Source organism: Mesorhizobium sp. LNHC252B00 (assembly GCF_000502955.1).
In the GTDB taxonomy this organism is placed as follows: Bacteria; Pseudomonadota; Alphaproteobacteria; order Rhizobiales; family Rhizobiaceae; genus Mesorhizobium.
The window spans coordinates 514,675-534,935 of record NZ_AYWO01000001.1 but is presented as its reverse complement, the minus strand read 5'-3'; the positions used below and the strand labels follow the sequence as shown (position 1 = coordinate 534,935).

The following is a 20,261-nucleotide window of genomic DNA, read 5'->3' as shown; positions in this document are numbered from 1 at the left end:
ATTTACCGTTCGATCGTGCCGGTGCGGCGGATCTTCTTCTGCAGCAGAAGAATGCCGTAAAGCAGCGCTTCGGCGCTCGGCGGGCAGCCGGGCACATAGATGTCGACCGGCACGATGCGGTCGCAGCCGCGCACCACCGAATAGGAATAGTGGTAGTAGCCGCCGCCATTGGCGCATGAGCCCATCGAGATGACGTAGCGCGGCTCCGGCATCTGGTCGTAGACCTTGCGCAACGCCGGCGCCATCTTGTTGGTCAGCGTGCCGGCGACGATCATGATGTCGGACTGGCGCGGAGACGCGCGCGGCGCGACGCCGAACCGCTCCGAGTCATAGCGCGGCATCGAGGTGTGGATCATCTCGACCGCGCAGCAGGCAAGACCAAAGGTCATGAACATCAGCGAACCGCTGCGCGCCCAGGTGATCAGCGCCTCTGTCGACGTAACGAGAAAGCCCTTGTCGGCCAGTTCGTTGTTGATCTCGAGGAAGAAGGGATCGTCTCCCCCTACCGGCCGGCCGGTATTGGGATCGAGGATACCTTTAGGCTTCGGCGCGACGAGGGTGCCTGAACTGTCGTTCAATCCCATTCCAGCGCTCCTTTTTTCCATTCATACGCAAAGCCGATGGTCAGCACCGCCAGAAACACCATCATCGACCAGAAGCCGAGCATTCCGATCTTCGAGAACGACACCGCCCACGGAAAAAGGAAGGCCACTTCCAGGTCGAAGATGATGAACAGGATCGACACCAGGTAGAATCGGATGTCGAACTTCATGCGGGCGTCGTCGAACGAGTTGAAACCGCACTCGTAGGCGGAAAGCTTTTCGGGATCGGGGTTGCGGTAAGCCACCAGGAAGGGTGCGGCCAGCAGCGCCAGGCCGACAACCAGCGCCACGCCGATGAACAGGACGATGGGCAGGTATGAGCTCAAGAGTGCGTTCATGCTCGGCTTTCCGTTGGCGCCAATCCACGTTGATTACAGCACCGGACCCTAATGCGGAAGCGTGACAGTTTAACCGCTGAACCGTTTTAAGGGCCTATGCTGCAACGCGGCGAGGGTTAGCGCAGCACTTCCAGCGAAGCAAGTCAAACCTTGTTCAAAACACTGACCTGGACGGCTTATCGCGGCAAACTGGTCCGATCCGCTCCTGTTTGATTTCCTTCGCCTTTTACTCCACTTTTCTCTCCTGACATGGTTGCCGCCAAAACCCTGCTAGCATTGTCCGGAATCACCCATCATCGCCCTCAGAGTGACGCCTGCATGAAGGAAAAGATCTCGCTCCCCATGGCCCGGCGCATCGCGCTTGCAGCCCAAGGTTTTCTCGATCCCCGCCCAACAGCTACGCCCGACCGCCGCCATTTTGCCCGCGTGCTGGCTCGAACCGGTCTGCTGCAGATCGATTCCGTCAGCGCGGTGGTGCGCGCTCATTATATGCCGCTCTATTCGCGCCTTGGCCCTTACCCTCTCGCCTTGCTCGACAATGCGGCCATGACGCGCAAGCGCACGGTCTTCGAATATTGGGCGCATGAGGCCTCTTTCCTGCCGGTCGAGACATACCCGCTGATGCGCTGGCGCATGCAACGGGCCGAGCGCGGCGACGAAATGTATCTGGGCCTCGCCAAATGGGGTCGCGAGCACGCCGCCTATGTCGAAGAGATCTACCACCAGGTCGTCGAGCGCGGCCCGACGGCCGCCTCCGCGCTCGAGGGCCAGAAGGGCTCGGGCGGCTGGTGGGGCTGGAGCCATGCCAAGCATGCCTTCGAATGGCTGTTCTGGGCCGGACGCATCACCACGGCGCACCGTCGCGGTTTCGAACGCTTCTATGACCTGCCGGAGCGTGTGCTGCCGCAGGCGATCCTCGATCTTCCGGTTCCGGCCGCCGAGGACGCGCACCGCGAATTGCTGCGCATTTCGGCCCGCGCCCACGGCATCGCGACATCAGGCGATTTGCGCGACTATTTCCGCCTCTCGCCGGCCGACATGAAAGGCCGGCTGGAGGAATTGGTTGAAACAGGCGAATTGCTGCCGGTGCGCGTCGAAGGCTGGGACAAGCCGGCCTATCTTCACAAGGATGCCCGTCTGCCGCGCAAGATCGAGGCCCGCGCCCTGTTGGCACCGTTCGATCCGGTCGTCTTCGAACGCTCGCGCACGGAGCGGCTGTTCGATTTCCACTACCGCATCGAAATCTACACGCCGGCCGACAAGCGGCAATACGGCTATTATGTCCTGCCGTTCCTGCTCGGCGACAGGATCGTCGCGCGCGTCGACCTCAAGGCCGACCGGCCGGCCAGTGCCCTGCGCGTCCATGCGGCCTATGCCGAGCCCGGCGCGCCGCCTGAAACCGCTGCTCAGCTCTTCGAGGAATTGAAGCAGATGCAGGGCTGGCTTGGCCTTGAGCGCATGGAAGTGACGCCCGCCGGTGACTTGGGTCCGGCGCTGGCCGCCATCGCCGTGTCGTAAGCCGCGTTGACACCGCCGCCTGCAAAAGCCTAAATCCGGTCCAGACGGTCTCCTCTCTTCAAAGGGAGGAGCTAAGAGGGAATGCGGTGCGGGACGAAATCCCAAATCCGCGGCTGTCCCCGCAACTGTAAGCGAAGAGCCAAGGCCGAAAGCCACTGGGGTGATCCCGGGAAGGCGGCTACCCAAGGCGATGACCCGCGAGCCAGGAGACCTGCCGTCTGCGACTATAGAATCCGATCGTCCGGCGGGTTTCCGGGCAAGGAGCACGATCTTTGGACCACGACAGCAGTTTTTCGGCTGGCACAGCGGATGTTTCGTCCGGCCATGATGATGCCTTGGCTGGCGTCACCGTGATCGTCTGCGCCTCCTGCCGCGATGAAACCGGCTCCGACGCCCATCCCCGCGCCGGCGAACTGCTGGCGGACGACACGCGCCGCGCCGCGACGGGCGACAACATTCGCATCAGCAGCGTTGAATGCCTCGGCAATTGCAAGCGGCGGCTCAGCGCCGCCATCCTGCGCGACGGCTGCTGGAGCTATGTCTTCGGCGACCTGACACCAACCAGCGGCGCCGATCTGGTCACTGGAGCCAAACTCTTCGCCACTTCGACGGACGGCCTGATCCCATGGCGCGGCCGCCCCGATAGCCTGAAGCGCGGCCTTGTTGCCCGCATCCCTCCCCTCGACCTGTTGAAGGACCTGAAATGACCGCTTCCGTCTCCCGCGTCCCCTGCACCGTCGTCACCGGCTTTCTCGGCGCCGGCAAGACGACGCTGGTCCGCCATCTCCTGGAAAACGCCGGCGGCAAGCGTATTGCCATCATCGTCAACGAGTTCGGCGACATCGGCATCGACGGCGAGATCCTGAAGGGCTGCGGCATCGACACCTGCCCCGAGGAAAACATCGTCGAACTGGCCAATGGCTGCATCTGCTGCACCGTCGCCGACGATTTCGTGCCGGCGCTCGACCAGATCCTCGCGCTGACTCCGAAGGTCGACCACATCCTGATCGAGACTTCCGGCCTCGCTTTGCCCAAGCCGCTGGTCCAGGCTTTCCAGTGGCCGAGCGTGAAAAGCCGCGTGACCGTTGATGGCGTCATCGCCGTGGTCGACGGGCCGGCATTGGCCGAGGGACGCGTCGCCAACGACATGGAGGCACTCCAGGCGCAGCGCGCCCAGGACGAGACGCTCGACCACGACGACCCGGTCGAGGAAGTGTTCGAGGACCAGATCGCTTGCGCCGACCTGATCATCCTGTCGAAAAGCGACCTGATGGACGCCACCGGCACCGCCCGCGCCAACGCCATCATCAACGAACACTCCGCCCGCGCGGTGAAGATCGTGCCGACGTCGCATGGCAAGGTGGATCCCTCCGTGCTGCTCGGCCTCGGTCTCGCGGTCGAGGACGATATCGAGAACCGCAAGTCCCATCACGACGGCGCCTTCGACCATGAGCATGACGACTTCGATACGTTCACCGTCGACATTGCCTCGATCGCCAATCCGGACGAATTGGCGAAACGCGTCGCCACGGCTGCCGAGGAAGAGAACGTGCTGCGTGTGAAAGGCTTCGTCGAGGTCGGCGGCAAGCCGATGCGGCTGCTGCTGCAGGCCGTCGGGCCGCGCGTCAACCACTACTATGACCGCGCCTGGACGGCGCAGGACGACCGCCGCTCGCGCCTCGTCGTGATCGGCCTCAAGGGGCTGAACCGCCCGGCTATCGAGCGTATACTCGCCGGCTGATTTCGGACACAGGTTGCGATGCACATCCTAACCACGACATCCGCCTCGCTCGACGACCTCGCCGAGCCGGTCGATCTGCGGCAGGCCCCGGCGGATATCGTGGCCCTGTCCTTCACCGACAGCGACCTCGCCGGACTGGCGGCAGCGTGGAAGGCTGACGCCGACCGCCTGCCCTCGATGCGGCTGGCGGCTCTGCGCGACTTGCGCCATCCCATGTCCGTCGACCTCTGGGTCGACAGCGTCGCCCGTCACGCCAAGATCATCCTCGTCCGCATCCTCGGCGGCTACGACTGGTGGCGCTACGGCTGCGACCAGCTTGCCTCGGCTGCCCGCGACCGCGGAATAAAGCTGGCGCTGCTGCCAGGCGAATGCCGCGACGAGGATCTGCGCCTGATCGAAGCCTCGACGCTGCCGCGCGAGGAACTCGACGGCTTGCTCGATTATTTTCGCGAGGGCGGCCCGGCGAATATGAGCGCGTTGGTGCGAAGGTTGGCGCGGCTGGCTGGGCAGGATGAGCCTGTCGTCGAGCCGGTCGCGGTCCCGAAGGCTGGGTTTTACGAGCCCGCACGCGGAGTTGTGGAGAAGCCGGACGCATCGAATGTTGGCGTTCCTTCACACCCCCCTCTGTCCTGCCGGACATCTCCCCCGCAAGGGGGGAGATCGGACTTCATCAAAGCCGGCGCTTCTCTCGCTTCATTGGAAACTGAGGCATCTACAACCTCGACAATTGGCGAAATCATCGATGACAAAGCAATCTCCCCCCTTGCGGGGGAGATGTCCGGCAGGACAGAGGGGGGTGTGACGGAACTCGACGTTGACAACGTCAACGCCCCAGTCGTGCCTATCTTGTTCTACCGTTCGATGCTGCTGGCCGCCGATGTCGCGCCCATCGACGCCCTGTTTGAGGCGCTCCGCCAGCGCGGCATCGCCCCGGTCCCCATCTTCGTCTCCAGCCTCAAGGATCCGGCATCCCTGGCGTTCGTGGAAACCGCGCTCCCCGCACTAAAACCCGCCGCCCTCATCACCGCTACCGCTTTCGCGTCCGGCGCGGAGCCCGGCATCGAAACCCTGTTCGACCGCGCCGGCGTGCCCGTCTTCCAGGTCATCGTCGCCACCACCCGACGCGACATCTGGCAGAACAACCAGCGCGGCCTCGCCCCCGCCGACCTTGCCATGCATGTCGTGCTGCCCGAGCTCGACGGCCGCATCCTCGCCGGCGCCATTTCCTTCAAGGGCGAAAGCGAGATCGATCCCGCGCTTGGCCATCGCGCCTTCGCCAACCGGCCTGAAGCGGATCGTGTGGCGCAAGTCGCGGACCGCGTCGCGGCCTTCATCCGCCTGCAGCAGACGCCACGCGCCGGGCGCAAGCTCGCCGTCCTGATCCCGGATTATCCGAGCGCCCCCGGCCGCACCGGCTACGCCGTCGGCCTCGACGTGCCGTCCAGCGTGTTGGCGATGCTGCATGACCTCAAAGAACAGGGCTATGGAGTTGACGGAATTCCGGAGACGCCGCGTGGGTTGCTAGGGCTTCTTGAAGGTAGCAAAGATGGGCTGGGGCTGGAGGATTATCTGGACTTCTCCAAGAGCCTGCCGGCTGCGGCTGTCGCTGCCATGGAGGCGGCTTGGGGGAAGGCAGAAGGCGAGACAGGTTGGTGTGAGGCACCCCCCTCTGTCCTGCCGGACATCTCCCCCGCAAGGGGGGAGATTGGCAGTGCCGTCGCCTGCACCTCTCCTCCAACGTTTGAGATTAGCGAAAGCGCAGATGACAGGTCAATCTCCCCCCTTGCGGGGGAGATGTCCGGCAGGACAGAGGGGGGTGCTCAGGCGCCTACCTTCGCCAAATTCCCCTTCCGTGCCGCCACCTTCGGCAACATTACCGTGGCACTCGCCCCCGACCGTGGCCGCTCGACCGACCGCCGCGCCGACTATCACGACCCGACGCTCCCGCCGCGCCATGCTCTGATCGCCTTCGGCTTGTGGCTGCGCAAATCGCTCGGCGTTCATGCGCTGGTCCATGTCGGCGCGCATGGCACGCTGGAATGGCTGCCGGGCAAGACGGTTGCCCTGTCGGAAAACTGCTTTCCCGAGATCGTCACCGGTCCCTTGCCCGTCATCTATCCGTTCATCGTCTCCAACCCCGGCGAAGCGGCACAGGCCAAGCGGCGCATTGCCGCCGTCACCCTTGGCCATCTGCCGCCGCCACTGACCGGTGCCGGGCTGGACGAGAATCAACATAAGCTCGAGCGGTTGGTCGACGAATATGCCCAGGCCGACGGGCTCGACCGCCGCCGCCGTGACCGCCTGGCCAAGCTGATCGTCGACGCCGCGCAGAAGACCGGCCTCGCCTCCGAAGCCGGCGTCGCAACGACCGACGCGCCCGACGAAGCGCTGCGCCGCATTGACGCCTGGCTCTGCGACCTCAAGGATTTCGCCATCAAGGACGGGCTGCACATCTACGGCCGCGCCCCCGAGGACGAGCCCGACGCCATGCGCCGCCAAAGTGCTGACGCGGAGAAGGCGGCATTGCTAGCGGCGCTCGATGGCCGCCACGTCAAGGCCGGTCCGGCCGGCGCGCCCGCGCGGGGACGCTCGGACGTCTTGCCCACCGGCCGCAACCTGTTCACGTCGGACCCGCGCACCATGCCGACGCCGACCGCCTATGATCTGGGCCGAGCGGCAGCGGAGGAGGTAGTACGCGGTTACATGCAATCGCATGGCGACTGGCCGCGCTCGCTGGTCATCGATCTCTGGGGCTCGGCTTCGCTGCGCACCGGCGGCGAGGAGATCGCGCAAGGGCTGGCGCTGATGGGCTGCCGGCCGCAATGGGACCCTGCGACCGGCCGTATCACCGGCATCGAAGTGCTGCCGCCGGCCACGCTTGGCCGCCCACGTGTCGACGTCACCTGGCGCATATCAGGCCTGTTTCGCGACATGTTCCCGACCCAGATCGCACTGATCGATGCCGCCGCCAACGCCGTTGCCGCGCGTGACGAGGAGGATTCGGAAAACCCGCTCGCGGCGAGGACCCGCGCCGATGGCAAGGTCAGCCCACGCATTTTCGGCACCTCGCCCGGCACCTATGGCGCCGGCGTCGAGGATCTTTTGTCCTCCGGCGATTGGGGAGTGCGCGAAGAGGTCGGCCGCGCCTATCTCGACGCGACCTCGCATGCCTATGGCGGCGCCGAGGGCGAAGGCATCTCGGCCCCTGGCGCCTTCGAGGGTCGCATCGCCGAAGCGGATCTTCTCGTCCACACCGGCGACGATCCAGGCCGCGACATTCTCGAAGGCTCCGCCGATGTCGCCTTCATCGGCGGCTTTTCGGCAGCCCTCGCAACGTTGGGCAGGAACGCCGACGTCATCGTGCTCGACACCACGGACCCGCAAAAACCGAAGCCGCGCTCGGTTGGCGAGGCGGTGGCCCGCGTCGTGCGCGCCCGCGCCGTCAATCCGCGCTTCATATCGGGCCAGATGCGCCACGGCCCGCGTGGCGCCTCCGAATTCGCCGAGACCGTCGACCGGCTGGTCGGCTTCGCCGAAACCACTCATGCCATATCGGGAACGCTGATCGAGGCCGTTCATGATGCGTATGTCGGCGATCCAGCCGTCCGCGCTTTCATCCTGCGCGAGAACCCCGCCGCCGCAAAAGTCATCGCCGAGCGCTTGCTGTCGGCGCGCCGGCGTGGCCTCTGGCATCCCTTGCGCAATTCCATAGACGACGATCTCACGGCCCTGATTGCCGAGGCGGAAGCGCTTGGGGTGGCGGCATGAACGCCTTCTCACGTCGTGGCGCCTGCCCAGCTCTGTCGGCACCTATGCAGACCGGCGACGGCTTGTTGGTGCGGCTCAACCCGGTCGCGGGAGGATTGTCGCCGAAGTTTTTGATCGGACTGGCCGAATCCGCATTGCGGCTTGGCAATGGCATCATGGAAGTTACCGCGCGCGGCAGCCTGCAGATACGCGGCCTGACGGCGGAAAGCGCAACCGTGCTGGCGGCGGAGGTCGATGCGCTGGGAATCGCGGTGCGCACCGGCGTGCCGGTCGAGACCGGGCCGTTGGCCGGCATCGATCCTCAGGAGATCGCCGATCCCCTGCCATTGGCGCAACGGATCAGGGCAGCGGTCGAAGAGGCCGGGCTGACGCAACGGCTCGGCCCGAAGATTTCGGTTGTCGTGGATGGCGGCGGACAACTGACGCTGAATGCGGTGACGGCCGACGTCAGGCTTGTTGCGATGCGGACCGATGCGGGAGTTCGCTGGCAGGTGTCTGTCGCGGGCGATGGGCAGAATGCGAAGCGGCTTGTCGCGGTGGAAGATGATACGGCACACGATATTGCTGTTGCCGTGCTCAGGATGGTTGCCGAGAAAGGCCGCGAGGCGCGCGCGAGGGATTTGTCGGAGAGGCAGTTGGCTTCTCTCGCAGGTTGGCATTCTATGGCGCCCCCCTCTGTCCTGCCGGACATCTCCCCCTCAAGGGGGGAGATTAGCAGCTTCGCTGTCCGCGCCCGCAGTTCAACATTGGTGATTGGCGAAAGCAAAGACGGGAGCGCGATCTCCCCCCTTGAGGGGGAGATGTCCGGCAGGACAGAGGGGGGCGCCGTAGAGCACTCTCGCCGGCCAATTGGCTTCTTCAACTTAAGCCACGCCATCGCCCTCGGCATCGGCCTCCCCTACGGCAGCATGCCAGCCGACAAGATCATCACCCTTGCCCAAAACGCCCTCACCCTCGGCACAACCGAAATCCGCCTCGCCCCCGGCCGCGCCCTGCTTCTCCTCGGCCAACCAACAGCCGCCAGCCAGCCCCTCCAAGACACCGCCGCCACCCTCGGCTTCGTTACTTCCCCCGCCGACCCGCGCACCCGCATTGCCGCTTGTCCTGGCACGCCGGCCTGCGCCTCCGGCCGGATCGCCACGCGCGACATCGCCGAGACGATCGCCGCCGAAAACGCCGACATTCTCGACTTCACACTGCATATTTCAGGCTGCGCCAAGGGCTGCGCCCACGCAGGCAAGGCAGCCCTCACTCTGGTCGGCGGCGAAAACGGAGCCGGACTTGTCGTGAACGCGACGGCAAAGGCTCTTCCTGCCGGCTACAGGCCGGGCTATGACGCCGCGCGCGGCATCAGCCGCGTCGCGGCAATGATCCGCAGCGCACGATATCAAGGCGAGACCGCCGCTGCTTGCCTGACAAGGCTCGGGCCGGCCGCTATCGCCGAGGCTTACCGACAGGCCCGAACTTACCAACAGGAATGAGCATGGCCGCCTACGACTATATCCATGACGGCACGGCGATATACGAGCGCTCCTTCGCGATCATCCGCGCCGAGGCTGATCTGTCGCGCTTCTCCGAAGCCGAGGCCGATGTCGCCGTCCGCATGATCCATGCCTGCGGCCAGGTCGAAGCATCAGGTCGTTTTGTGTTCTCCACGGATTTCGTTGCCGCCGCGCGCGCCGCTTTGGCGGCGGGCGCGCAGATTTTCTGCGACGCGGAAATGGTCTCGCATGGCGTTACCCGCGCCCGGTTGCCGGCCGGCAACGAGGTGATCTGCACCTTGCGTGACCCGCGCACGCCCGACATCGCCAAAGCGATCGGCAACACCCGTTCCGCCGCCGCGATCGACCTGTGGGGCGAGCGCATGGCGGGGTCAGTGGTCGCCATCGGCAATGCGCCGACCGCGCTGTTCTATTTGCTGGAAAAACTGCGCGACGGCGCGCCGAAGCCGGCGGCCATCATCGGCATGCCGGTCGGCTTCGTTGGTGCGGCCGAATCCAAGGATGCTTTGGCCGAGAATTCCTATGGCGTGCCATACGCCATTGTTCGCGGCAGGCTCGGCGGCAGCGCCGTGACCGCCGCGGCGGTCAATGCGTTGGCGAGGCCGGGCCTGTGAACGCACTCCCAAAAGGTCGTCTCGTTGGCGTCGGCACCGGTCCCGGCGACCCTGAGCTGCTGACGCTAAAGGCCGCGCGGGTCTTGGCCGAGGCGGATGTCGTGGCGTACTTCGCCAAGCGCGGCAACAACAGCAACGCACGCGCCATCGTCGAAGCGCAGTTCCGGCCCGAGATGACGGAATTGCCGCTGCTCTATCCCGTCACCATAGAGATCGACAAGGATCACGACGACTATCGGTCGCAGATCACGGCATTCTACGAGGACTCGGCCGAGAAGGTCGCCGAACACCTTCAGGCAGGCAGGATGGTTGCCGTGCTGTCAGAGGGCGACCCACTTTTCTACGGCTCATACATGCATCTGCATGTGCGGCTCGCCCATCGCTTTCCAACCGAGGTCATTCCTGGCGTCACCGCCATGTCCGGCTGCTGGTCGCAGACTGGTGTCCCGATCGTCCAGGGCGATGATGTGCTGACGGTTCTGCCGGGCACGATGAGCGAGTTCGAGCTGACACGCCGGCTGGCCGACACAGATGCCGCCGTCATCATGAAGGTCGGCCGCAACCTGCCCAAGATCAGGCGGGCTCTGGAAGCTACCGGCAAGCTGACGCGCGCCGTCTACGTGGAGCGCGGCACCATGGCTGGCAGTGTGTCCATGAAGCTTGCCGACAAGCAGGATGACAAGGCGCCCTACTTCGCCATCGTGCTGGTCGCCGGCTGGTCCGGCCGCCCCGGCGCCCTGGGAGGCAAAGCATGAGTGGCCGTCTCACCGTCATCGGCCTTGGCCCCGGCAATGCCGATCAGGTCACGCCGGAAGCCAGCCGCGCTGTCGCCGAGGCCAAATTCTTTTACGGCTACAAACCCTATCTCGACCGGCTGGAACTGCGCTCGGATCAGACCCGCGTCGCTTCCGACAATCGCGAGGAGCTCGCCCGCTCCAAGGATGCATTGGTCAAAGCCGCCGAGGGCCACGATGTTGCGGTCGTCTCCGGCGGCGATCCCGGTGTGTTCGCCATGGCGGCGGCCGTCTGCGAGGCGATCGAGGCTGGCCCGGCCGAATGGCGCGCGGTCGATGTCGCCGTCGTGCCCGGCATCACCGCCATGCTCGCGGTTGCCGCCCGTATCGGCGCCCCGCTCGGCCATGATTTCTGTGCCATCTCGCTGTCCGACAATCTGAAGCCGTGGGAGCTGATCGAGCTGCGCCTGCTGGCGGCGGCCGGTGCCGGCTTCGTCATCGCGCTCTACAACCCGATCAGCAAGGCGCGGCCCTGGCAGCTCGGCCGCGCCTTTGAATGCCTGACCGCGATCCTGCCCGGCACCACGCCAGTGATTTTCGGCCGCGCCGCCGGCCGCCCGGACGAGCGTATCGAGGTCTACCTGCTGGCCGATGTCGAAGCTGAAAAGGCCGACATGGCGACCTGCATCATCATCGGTTCGCCGGAAACCCGGATCATCAGGCGCGCGGAGAAGCCGGCGCTGGTCTACACGCCGCGTTCGGCAGCGGGCTCGACAAAATGATCGACCCCAAATTGATCAACAATGGCGGTCAGCGCTTCGACGGTTTCAGCCGAAGGGACATCCGGCAGATCAGGCCGTCGGACCATGACCACGTCGAGGCCAAGCGCCCGCGCCGCAGCGATCTTGCCGTATGTGGCCGCGCCGCCGCTGTTCTTGGACACGACGACTTCGATGCGATGCTTTTCGAGCAGCGCGCGCTCATCGGGCTCGCGAAACGGGCCACGGGCCAACAGATATTCGGCATCAGGCACGGCCAACGTGGGCTCGACCGGATCGACACTGCGAATGAGATAGTGGTGCTGGGGCGCGGCTTCGAAAACCGCAACCTCTTGCCGGCCGAGCGCAAGGAAGACACGGCGCGGCAACGGCCCAAGCGCCTGCGCGGCATCGCCAAACGTATCGACCAGCGTCCAACGGTCGCCTTCGACAGGCTCCCAGCCAGGGCGTCGCAGGGCAAGGATCGGCACGCCGGACGCGCGTGCGGCTTGCGCGGCATTGGCGGAGATCTGCGCCGCATAAGGATGCGTGGCGTCGATCATCAGGTCGACGCGCATCTCCCTGAGATAGGCGGCCAATCCATCGGCACCGCCAAAGCCTCCGGTTCGCACCGGCACGCCCTGTTCGACAGGGCTCTCGGTACGGCCAGCCAGCGACAGCGTGACCGAGGCACGCGCCGCCAGTTTTCCGGCCAGTTGCCGGGCTTCAGCGGTGCCGCCGAGGATCAGAATACGGTGGGTCATCATGCCTGCTGAGCGTCCGCACGGTGCCAGGGTCAACTCACGATGGCTCACCATCGTCGGTATCGGCGAGGACGGTTTAGCGGGTCTCGGCGACGAGGCCAAGCAGCGGATTGCGCAGGCGGAGATCATCTTCGGCGGCAAGCGGCACCTGGCGTTGGTCGCATCCTTCGCCAAGGGCGAAGCGCGCCCCTGGCCGGTTCCATTCGATGCCGAGATGGCCGACGTGCTGGCGCTTGCCGGCAAAAACGTCTGCGTGCTCGCCTCCGGCGACCCCTTCTTCCACGGCGTCGGCGCCACCCTCGCCCGCAAGGTCAAGCCCCAAGAGATGCATGTCATTCCCGCCCCGTCGGCCGTTTCACTGGCGGCCGCCAGGCTTGGCTGGGCGCTGCAGGACATCGAGACCGTGTCGCTGCATGGCCGACCGATCGACCTGATCCGGCCGCTGCTGCAGCCGGACGCCCGCATCCTGGCGCTGACCTCGGATGCCGAAGCCCCTGCGGCAATCGCTCGCCTGCTCACCGAACTCGACTTCGGTGCCTCGCCGCTGACTGTCCTGGAGGCGCTGGGCGGGCCAAACGAGAATTGGCGCACGGCCCGCGCCGACGCCTTCGACCTCGAAAACATCAATCCACTCAACGTGCTGGCTATCGAGATTGATCCTAGCCCGCAAGCGCGCGTGCTGCCGCTCACATCAGGCCTTGCCGATCATCTGTTCGACCATGACGGCCAGATCACCAAGCGCGAAATCCGTGCCGTCACCCTGTCGGCTCTGGCGCCGAGGCGTAGCGAATTGCTGTGGGACATCGGCGCCGGCTCCGGTTCCATCGGCATCGAATGGATGCTGGCCCACCCCTCGATGCGCGCCATCGCCATCGAGGCCGACCCGATCCGCGCCGCCCGCATCGGCCGCAACGCGACCGCCTGTGGCGTTCCCGGCCTTGTCGTGGTGGAAGGCAGCGCGCCCAAGGCGCTTGCCAGGCTGGAGACACCTGACGCGATCTTCATCGGCGGTGGCGGCAGCGACACCGGCGTCTTGAACGCCGCCATCAAGGCCTTGCGCGCCGGCGGCCGCCTCGTTGCCAATGCGGTGACGCTGGAGATGGAAGCCCTGCTTCTTGCCCAGCATACAAAGCTCGGCGGCGACCTTACCCGGATCGCCATATCCCGCGCTTCGCCCGTCGGATCGATGCAGGCATGGCGGCCGGCCATGCCGGTCACCCAATGGAGTTGGGTGAAGCCATGATGGTCGCGGGCATCGGCAGCCGAAAAGGTGTACGCGTCGAGGACGTGCTTGCCGCGATAGAAACCGCCCTGGAAGCGCATGGGCTGGCGATGACGGCTCTTTCGGCGCTGGCGACTGCCACGCTGAAGAAGGATGAAGAAGCCATCCCTGCCGCTGGCCGCGCGCTGCGTCTTCCAGTCATCGTCGTCGATGACTCAGCGCTCCAGGCCGCCTCGCCGGAAACGCTCAGCCATTCCGACCTCTCGCAGGATCTGGCCGGCACGCCATCGGTTTCCGAGGCATCCGCCCTTGCCGTCGCCGGCAAAGGCGCCAGACTGCTTGGCCCCCGCACGGTGCTCGGCCCGGTCACTTGCGCCATCGCCATCAGCGGAGACGCGCCATGACCGTTCATTTCATCGGTGCCGGCCCGGGCGCCGCCGACCTCATCACACTGCGTGGCGCAAGGCTTCTGGCCAGATGCCCGGTCTGCCTCCATGCCGGTTCAATCGTGGCGCCCGAGCTTTTGCAGCACTGCGCGCCGGGGACAAAACTGATCGACACCGCGCCGATGTCGCTTGATGAGATCGAGGCCGCATTTCTGGACGCCCATAATACCGGCCATGATGTCGCCCGCCTGCATTCCGGCGACCTGTCGGTGTGGAGCGCCGTTGCCGAGCAGATCCGCCGGCTGGAAAAGCATGGCATCCCCTACACGCTGACACCGGGCGTCCCCTCCTTCGCCGCCGCTGCCGCAGCACTTCGCCGCGAACTGACCATTCCCGAAGTTGCGCAAAGCCTGGTGCTGACTCGCGTCTCCGGCCGCGCCTCAAAAATGCCGCCCGGCGAGACGCTGGCGGGCTTCGGCCGCACCGGCGCCACGCTCGCCATTCATCTGGCTATCCACGCCATCGACCGCGTCGTCGCGGAGCTGACGCCGCATTATGGCGGCGACTGCCCGGTAGCGATCGTCTTCCGCGCCTCCTGGCCGGACGAACGCGTGCTGACCGCCACGCTGGCGACCATCGAAGCGCAGCTCGCCGCCGACCCAATGGAGCGTACGGCAATCATCTTCGTCGGCCGTTCGCTGGCAGCGGAAGGTTTTGGCGAAAGTTCATTGTACGACGCGCACTATCAGCGGCGTTTTCGCGGGCGGGACGGATTGTGAGCGGCAGCACCAAAGATACCGGCGAGAATGCCACGCTCGAAAAAGCCTTGTCGCGGCTGAATTTCAAACCGCGCCGGCTCGAGCCAGGCCATGTCTGGCTGGCCGGGGCCGGTCCCGGCGACCCTGGCTGCCTGACGCTGGAAGTGCTGGCGGCGTTGGCCGAGGCGGATGCCCTGGTCTACGACGCGCTGGTCTCACCAGATGTCGTCGCCGTTGCCGAAAATGCCGAGCTTTTCTTTGCCGGCAAGCGCGGCGGCAAGCCGTCGATGAAACAGGACGACATCACCGCCCTCTTGGTGCGGCTGGCGCGCGCTGGCCGTCGCGTCGTCAGGCTGAAGGGCGGCGATCCCTATATTTTCGGCCGTGGCGGCGAAGAGGCTCTGGCGCTCGCGCGGGAAGCTATCCCGTTTCGCGTCCTGCCCGGCCTGACCTCGGGGCTCAGCGCGCTGGCCGCCACCGGCATCCCGGCCACCATGCGCGGCATCAACAAGGCCGTGATCCTGGCCACCGGCCATGCCGCCGGCACCGATGACGATCTCGACTGGGCGGCAATCGCCCGCACCGGCCAGCCTGTCGTCGTCTATATGGGCATGGCCAATCTGCCGCTGATCGCCGCGGCGCTGCTCGATGGCGGGCTGGCGCCGTCGACGCCGGCGGCGGTGATCGTCGCCGCAACGACACCGCAGGAGCGGACGGTCGTCGCCACGCTGGCCACCATTGCCGAGGAAGCCGCTGCCGCCGGCCTTGCCTCGCCGGCGCTGATCGTCGTCGGCGGCATCGTCGCCATGCGCGCGGCACTGGCGGGGAACGCATGACGGCTCGCGCCATCATCATCGGCGCGCCGCGCTCGGGCTCTGGCAAGACCAGCGTCACCATCGGCATCCTGCGCGCGCTCACCCGGCGCGGGCTGAAGGTGCGGGGCGCCAAATCCGGTCCCGACTATATCGACCCAGGCTTCCACACCGCAGCCACCGGGCTTTCCGGCGTCAATCTCGACAGCTGGGCGATGCCGCCGTCGCTGCTCAACGCATTGGCAGCGCAGGCAGCCGACGACACCGATTTCGTCATCCTCGAAAGCGCCATGGGACTGTTCGACGGCATTCCGGCTTCGCAGGGGCGCAGCGGTTCGGCAGCCGACCTGGCGCGGCTCTACGGCCTGCCGGTGCTGCTGGTGCTCGATGTGTCCGGCCAGTCGACCACCGCGGCCGCCGTCGCCAAGGGCTTTGCCACCTATGATGCGGACGTGCGCATGGCCGGCGTCGTGCTCAACCGGCTGGGCAGCGAGCGGCACCGCCGGCTGTCCGGCGATGCCATCGAGGCGATCGGCCTGCCGGTCGTCGGCGCTATCCTGCGCGATCCGACCCTCAACCTGCCTGAGCGCCATCTCGGTCTTGTGCAGGCCGGTGAATATGACGACCTGATGGCACATCTCGACCGGCTTGCCGACATGGCGGAAAAATCGCTCGACCTCGACGCCATTATGGCCCTGGCGACACCCCTTACCCCGGCGCCCGGCGGCTTCGCCGACGCGCTGGCACCGCCCGGTCAACGCATTGCGCTGGCCGAAGATGCCGCCTTCACCTTCCTCTATCCGCATGTCGCCGCCTACTGGCGCAAGTCGGGTGCCGAAATCGTCCCGTTCTCTCCGCTCGCCGACGAGGCACCCGATGAAGATTGCGACGTCTGCTGGCTGCCCGGCGGCTATCCCGAGCTTCACGCCGGCCGGCTCGTAGCCGCCGCAAATTTCCGCGCCGGAATGGCAAGATTCGCCGCGACGAAGCCCATCCATGGCGAGTGCGGCGGCTTCATGGTGCTTGGCGAAGCGCTCGAGGCCGCCTCCGGCGAAACGCATGCGATGCTTGGCCTGCTCGGCCATTCCACCAGCTTTGCCAAGCGCAAGATGAACCTCGGCTACCGCGAGGCCCGGTTGCGTGCCGATTGTCCGCTGGGCTCAGCTGGCGCGCTGATCCGCGGCCACGAATTCCACTATGCGCAAATGACCGCCATCGGTAATGACGAGCCGTTGGCCGACCTTGCCGACGGCCAGGGCAATCCGATCGGCGCCTCGGGCTATCGGCGGGGCCATGTCAGCGGTACCTTCTTCCACGCCATAGCGAAGGGCTAGAGCATGAGGCTCCGAAACATCAGTCTGTCGCCTCGGCAGGTCCTCGACGACATCGCGCTTTGCCTGGTCTTCTTCACCCGTCTGCCGCTGCCCGTGTTCGATTTTCGCGGCCGCAGCCTTGCCGCAGCGATCTGGGCCGCACCGGTCACCGGCCTCGTCGTCGGCCTGATCGGCGCCATCGTCTTTGCCACGGCGGAACGGTTTGGCCTTGCCATAGCTCCGGCGGCCGCCCTTGCCCTTGCGGCTACCCTGCTCACCACCGGCTGCCTGCATGAGGACGGGCTGTCCGATGTTGCCGACGGCTTTGGCGGCGGCAAGTCGCGCGGCAAAAAACTCGAGATCATGCGCGACAGCCGCATCGGCGCCTATGGTGCTGCGGCGCTGGCTCTGTCGCTGCTGATCCGCTGGAGCGTCCTTTCGCAACTCGTCGACCCCACACAGGCGCTCTTCGCCCTCGTGGCCGCACACGCGGCCTCGCGCGGTCTGCTCGGCGCCTTCATGCATTTCTTGCCGCCGGCCCGGGCCGATGGCCTGTCGGCCGACGCCGGCGCCGTCTCGCGGGAAGCCGCCATGGCCGGCGCCGTGGTCGGTGCGATCCCGCTGCTCCTGCTCGGGCTGGGAGGCGCCGTTTTTGCGCTCATCCTGCTCGGCCTTTTGTTTGCCGCGTTCTGCGCCCTTTGCCTCAACCAGATCGGTGGCCAGACCGGCGACACGATCGGTGGCTTGCAGCAGGCGAGCGAAATCGCGGTGCTTCTCGTCGCTTCAGTAGCCCTTTCCTGATTCCCTTTGACCTGATTCTCTTTTGGAGACTTTGCCCCCATGCCCTTCAAATCACTCGATGGACTGCGCGCCGCTTGCCTCGAGCTGCCGGCTGGCAGCGACGCCGCGGCCAATGCCGTTGCGCGCCGCCAGGACACCCTGACCAAGCCGCAAGGCAGCCTCGGCCGGCTGGAGACGATCGCTGCATGGCTGGCGCGCTGGCAGAGCCGCGACATGCCAAAACTCGATCGCGTCAAGGTTTTCGTCTTCGCCGGCAACCATGGCGTCACCGCGCAAGGCGTGTCGGCCTATCCTTCCGAGGTCACCGTGCAGATGGTGGCGAACTTCGCCGGTGGCGGTGCCGCCATCAACCAGCTCGCCCGCATGGCTGGCGCCGAACTCGACGTCATTCCGCTCGATCTCGACCAGCCGACCGGCGACTTCACTCAAATGCCGGCGATGGATGAGAAAGCCTTCCTCGCCGCCGTGTCGGCCGGCTACGACGCGATGACCAAAGACCTCGACCTCGTCTGCTTCGGCGAAATGGGCATCGGCAACACCACGCCGGCCGCCGCCATTTCAGCCGCGCTGTTCGGCAGTGGTGCTGAAAAATGGACCGGGCGCGGTACCGGCGTCGACGACGCCGGCCTGAGGCGCAAGGTGGTCGCCATCGAAACCGGCCTGAAGCGCCACGCCGATTCTCTTTCCGACCCACTAAACGTCGCAGCCAATCTTGGCGGACGCGAACTCGCCGCCATTTTCGGCGCCACGCTGGCCGCCCGCCATCTGGGCATACCCGTGCTGCTCGACGGCTTCGTCTGCACCGCCGCCGCGGCCCCACTGGCAAAGCTGCATCCGACCGGGCTCGCCCACACGATCGCCGCGCACGTTTCGGCTGAATCGGGCCATCGTGGCCTGCTCGAAGCGCTCGGCCTGCCGCCGCTGCTCGACCTTGGCATGCGGCTCGGCGAAGGCTCCGGCGCGTGTCTGGCCGTCAACATCGTCCGTTCAGCGCTGGAGTGCCATACCCATATGGCGAGCTTTGCCGAGGCGGGTGTTTCGGAGAAGTAATCGTCGATTTCCCTGCTCAAGGCATACAAGCCAAGGGAACAGTAGTGTCGCCGGCGTCTTCCAATGGCCGGGATTCTCAAATATATCTTGCGGATGAAGAAACTTCATCCTGCCGCAGCTGCAGTGTTTATCGCCGGGGCGGTCGCCGCTGTACTCCGTCACAGCAGCTATTCAAGTCATGGCCCGATCGATACCGGCATTTTCGTTGTCTTCCTGGTCTTCTTCTGGTGGCTCATCAGCGATTTCTCAGGCGGGGAAGGTGGAGCTGATGTCAACGAAACTGCAAGCGCGAAAGAAAGTATTGCATTTCGATTCGGCAGGTTTCTGAGCCGCATTTCTCGACGCGGTTAGATCAGATCGCTTGAGGCCCACCATTGCTGGTTAAATATCGGGGCCAGACCATTGGCCCGAGACACGGTCAAACGCGTCTCGCTTTCAGGGTCTTTCCACCAATTTTTCGAAGAATTTGGTGGGTGCGCACAGGATTGAACTGTGGACCCGCTGATTAAGAGTCAGCTGCTCTACCAACTGAGCTACGCACCCACTCGGCCGGCAAAAACCGGCGTTGGCGGGCATATAGCCGCCACCATCGGTCATGTCCAGCCCTGCCGGAGTCATTTCCCGACAAATCGCTTTCAGCCCATCGCGATCAAACGAACAGCTTGCCCTCCGCCACCTTCACGGCATTGCCGCCGATGCGTGCGGAGGCCAGTTTTCCGCCTTCCACGTTCAATTCGAGGCGAATTCGCGATGGCCTGCCCATCTCCAGCCCCTGCTCGATCCACAGCTGCCAAATGCCGTCGGTCGGCGCGTCGAAATGCATGATGGCGCCGGCAAAAGCCGCTGCCGCCGAACCCGTCGCCGGATCTTCATACGATGGCGTGCCGGGCACGATCATGCGCACATGGAAGGCGCTTTCGTGGTTCACCGTCTCGCGGCAATAGACATACGGGCTGGCGAAGGCCCAATCGCTCTTGCGCGGCGCCAGTTCCGACCAGGCCTGGTTGTCCAGCCGGATTCGCCCCGCCGCCTCGAGATTGGCAACCGGAATGGTGACGTAAGGCACGCCCGCCGACCAGAACGCGACGCGATGATTCTCGAAGCCGATTTCGTGCGGCGTCAGGCCAAGGGCCGCACCGATAGCCTCCGGATCGGCCTCCAGCTTCAGCGGCTCCGGCAGCTTCGCCAGATCGAACTCGGCAAACGTCGCTCCATCATGCTTGCTGACTGCACAACGCACCGGGCCGATGTTTTCCTCCAGCACGAAGATGCCAGCGCCGCCCTCTTCCGCCAGTTCGGCCAGCGCTATCGCCGAACCCACTGTTGGGTGGCCAGCGAACGGCATTTCATAGTCGGGCGTGAAGATACGGATACGGTTTTTATGCTTGGGATTGTTCGGCGGCAGCACGAAAACCGATTCCGACAGGTTGAATTCGCGGGCGATTGCCTGCATCGCGGCCGTGTCCAATCCCTTGCTGTCCAGCACGACGGCCAAAGGATTGCCGGCCAGTCGCTCCGTCGTAAACACATCGTAAAGCAAGTAATTCCGGGTTTTCATTCCTGCCTCAATCCAAACATGG

The 20,261-nt window shown here is 65.4% G+C and carries 19 protein-coding genes, 1 tRNA gene, 1 pseudogene and 1 riboswitch; of the genes and pseudogenes, 16 read left to right on the top strand and 5 right to left on the bottom strand.

Annotated features, from left to right (window positions below; translation table 11 throughout):
• Nucleotides 1-2: 2 nt before the first annotated feature.
• On the bottom strand, nt 3-584 hold the full coding sequence (locus X744_RS166790) for an NADH-quinone oxidoreductase subunit B (RefSeq protein WP_023757133.1): 582 nt from the start codon (nt 582-584) through the stop codon (nt 3-5).
• Nucleotides 575-940 (bottom strand): NADH-quinone oxidoreductase subunit A, encoded by a 366-nt coding sequence (locus X744_RS166795; RefSeq protein ID WP_010910112.1) that lies wholly within the window; start codon nt 938-940, stop codon nt 575-577. Before X744_RS166795 ends, X744_RS166790 begins: the two co-directional genes overlap by 10 nt.
• 318 nt (nt 941-1,258) lie before the next feature.
• Between X744_RS166795 and X744_RS166800 the strand changes: the two genes are divergently transcribed.
• From X744_RS166800 to X744_RS166835, 8 genes and pseudogenes are all read left to right on the top strand, one after another.
• The gene (locus X744_RS166800) at nt 1,259-2,458 is read left to right on the top strand and encodes a winged helix-turn-helix domain-containing protein (protein WP_023757132.1); all 1,200 of its coding nucleotides are present in this window, start codon (nt 1,259-1,261) and stop codon (nt 2,456-2,458) included.
• 28 nt (nt 2,459-2,486) lie between these two features.
• Nucleotides 2,487-2,692: riboswitch (cobalamin riboswitch) on the top strand.
• A gap of 38 nt (nt 2,693-2,730) precedes the next feature.
• Nucleotides 2,731-3,165: a DUF1636 family protein gene (locus X744_RS166805; RefSeq protein ID WP_023757131.1), complete on the top strand. Its 435-nt coding sequence runs from the start codon at nt 2,731-2,733 to the stop codon at nt 3,163-3,165.
• Nucleotides 3,162-4,199 carry a cobalamin biosynthesis protein CobW gene (cobW, locus tag X744_RS166810; RefSeq protein ID WP_023757130.1) on the top strand — a complete coding sequence of 346 codons (1,038 nt, stop codon included), beginning with the start codon at nt 3,162-3,164 and terminating at the stop codon, nt 4,197-4,199. The genes X744_RS166805 and cobW overlap by 4 nt, the downstream gene beginning before the upstream one ends.
• 18 nt (nt 4,200-4,217) lie before the next feature.
• Nucleotides 4,218-7,967, top strand: a complete 3,750-nt coding sequence (locus tag X744_RS166815) for a cobaltochelatase subunit CobN (RefSeq protein ID WP_023757129.1) — start codon at nt 4,218-4,220, stop codon at nt 7,965-7,967.
• Nucleotides 7,964-9,476, top strand: a pseudogene (gene cobG / locus X744_RS166820) (precorrin-3B synthase). Before X744_RS166815 ends, cobG begins: the two are co-directional and overlap by 4 nt.
• Nucleotides 9,451-10,083, top strand: coding sequence for a precorrin-8X methylmutase (locus tag X744_RS166825; protein ID WP_023757127.1), 633 nt, complete (start codon nt 9,451-9,453; stop codon nt 10,081-10,083). The pseudogene cobG and the gene X744_RS166825 overlap by 26 nt, the downstream one beginning before the upstream one ends.
• Entirely contained in the window at nt 10,080-10,838 is a 759-nt protein-coding gene (locus tag X744_RS166830; RefSeq protein ID WP_023757126.1) for a precorrin-2 C(20)-methyltransferase, read from the top strand. Before X744_RS166825 ends, X744_RS166830 begins: the two co-directional genes overlap by 4 nt.
• On the top strand, nt 10,835-11,599 hold the full coding sequence (locus X744_RS166835) for a precorrin-3B C(17)-methyltransferase (RefSeq protein WP_023757125.1): 765 nt from the start codon (nt 10,835-10,837) through the stop codon (nt 11,597-11,599). Before X744_RS166830 ends, X744_RS166835 begins: the two co-directional genes overlap by 4 nt.
• On the opposite strand, the gene X744_RS166840 is transcribed toward X744_RS166835, so the two are convergent.
• The gene (locus X744_RS166840; protein WP_023757124.1) at nt 11,563-12,339 is read right to left on the bottom strand and encodes a cobalt-precorrin-6A reductase; all 777 of its coding nucleotides are present in this window, start codon (nt 12,337-12,339) and stop codon (nt 11,563-11,565) included. The two genes, X744_RS166835 and X744_RS166840, sit on opposite strands and share 37 nt — an antisense overlap.
• A 1-nt stretch (nt 12,340) precedes the next feature.
• Here X744_RS166840 and X744_RS166845 point away from each other — a divergent pair, with 1 nt between their 5' ends.
• From X744_RS166845 to X744_RS166880, 8 genes are all read left to right on the top strand, one after another.
• Nucleotides 12,341-13,582 carry a bifunctional cobalt-precorrin-7 (C(5))-methyltransferase/cobalt-precorrin-6B (C(15))-methyltransferase gene (locus tag X744_RS166845; RefSeq protein WP_023757123.1) on the top strand — a complete coding sequence of 414 codons (1,242 nt, stop codon included), beginning with the start codon at nt 12,341-12,343 and terminating at the stop codon, nt 13,580-13,582.
• On the top strand, nt 13,579-13,965 hold the full coding sequence (locus X744_RS166850; RefSeq protein WP_023757122.1) for a cobalamin biosynthesis protein: 387 nt from the start codon (nt 13,579-13,581) through the stop codon (nt 13,963-13,965). Before X744_RS166845 ends, X744_RS166850 begins: the two co-directional genes overlap by 4 nt.
• Nucleotides 13,962-14,726: a precorrin-4 C(11)-methyltransferase gene (gene cobM, locus X744_RS166855; RefSeq protein ID WP_023757121.1), complete on the top strand. Its 765-nt coding sequence runs from the start codon at nt 13,962-13,964 to the stop codon at nt 14,724-14,726. The genes X744_RS166850 and cobM overlap by 4 nt, the downstream gene beginning before the upstream one ends.
• Complete coding sequence (gene cobA, locus X744_RS166860) at nt 14,723-15,541, top strand: uroporphyrinogen-III C-methyltransferase (RefSeq protein ID WP_023757120.1); 819 nt, start codon at nt 14,723-14,725, stop codon at nt 15,539-15,541. Before cobM ends, cobA begins: the two co-directional genes overlap by 4 nt.
• Nucleotides 15,538-16,851, top strand: a complete 1,314-nt coding sequence (locus X744_RS166865) for a cobyrinate a,c-diamide synthase (RefSeq protein ID WP_023757119.1) — start codon at nt 15,538-15,540, stop codon at nt 16,849-16,851. The genes cobA and X744_RS166865 overlap by 4 nt, the downstream gene beginning before the upstream one ends.
• Before the next feature lie 3 nt (nt 16,852-16,854).
• Nucleotides 16,855-17,631 (top strand): adenosylcobinamide-GDP ribazoletransferase, encoded by a 777-nt coding sequence (locus tag X744_RS166870; protein ID WP_023757118.1) that lies wholly within the window; start codon nt 16,855-16,857, stop codon nt 17,629-17,631.
• 39 nt (nt 17,632-17,670) lie between these two features.
• A complete protein-coding gene (cobT, locus tag X744_RS166875; RefSeq protein ID WP_023757117.1) occupies nt 17,671-18,681 on the top strand; it encodes a nicotinate-nucleotide--dimethylbenzimidazole phosphoribosyltransferase in 1,011 nt (336 codons plus the stop codon).
• Nucleotides 18,682-18,744: 63 nt separating this feature from the next.
• The gene (locus X744_RS166880; RefSeq protein ID WP_023757116.1) at nt 18,745-19,032 is read left to right on the top strand and encodes a hypothetical protein; all 288 of its coding nucleotides are present in this window, start codon (nt 18,745-18,747) and stop codon (nt 19,030-19,032) included.
• Nucleotides 19,033-19,148: 116 nt separating this feature from the next.
• Here the strand turns inward: X744_RS166880 and X744_RS166885 are convergent.
• Both X744_RS166885 and X744_RS166890 read right to left on the bottom strand, forming a co-directional pair.
• Nucleotides 19,149-19,224, bottom strand: a tRNA-Lys gene (locus X744_RS166885).
• A gap of 106 nt (nt 19,225-19,330) precedes the next feature.
• Nucleotides 19,331-20,239 (bottom strand): PhzF family phenazine biosynthesis protein, encoded by a 909-nt coding sequence (locus X744_RS166890; protein ID WP_023757115.1) that lies wholly within the window; start codon nt 20,237-20,239, stop codon nt 19,331-19,333.
• Between the last annotated feature and the right edge of the window lie 22 nt (nt 20,240-20,261).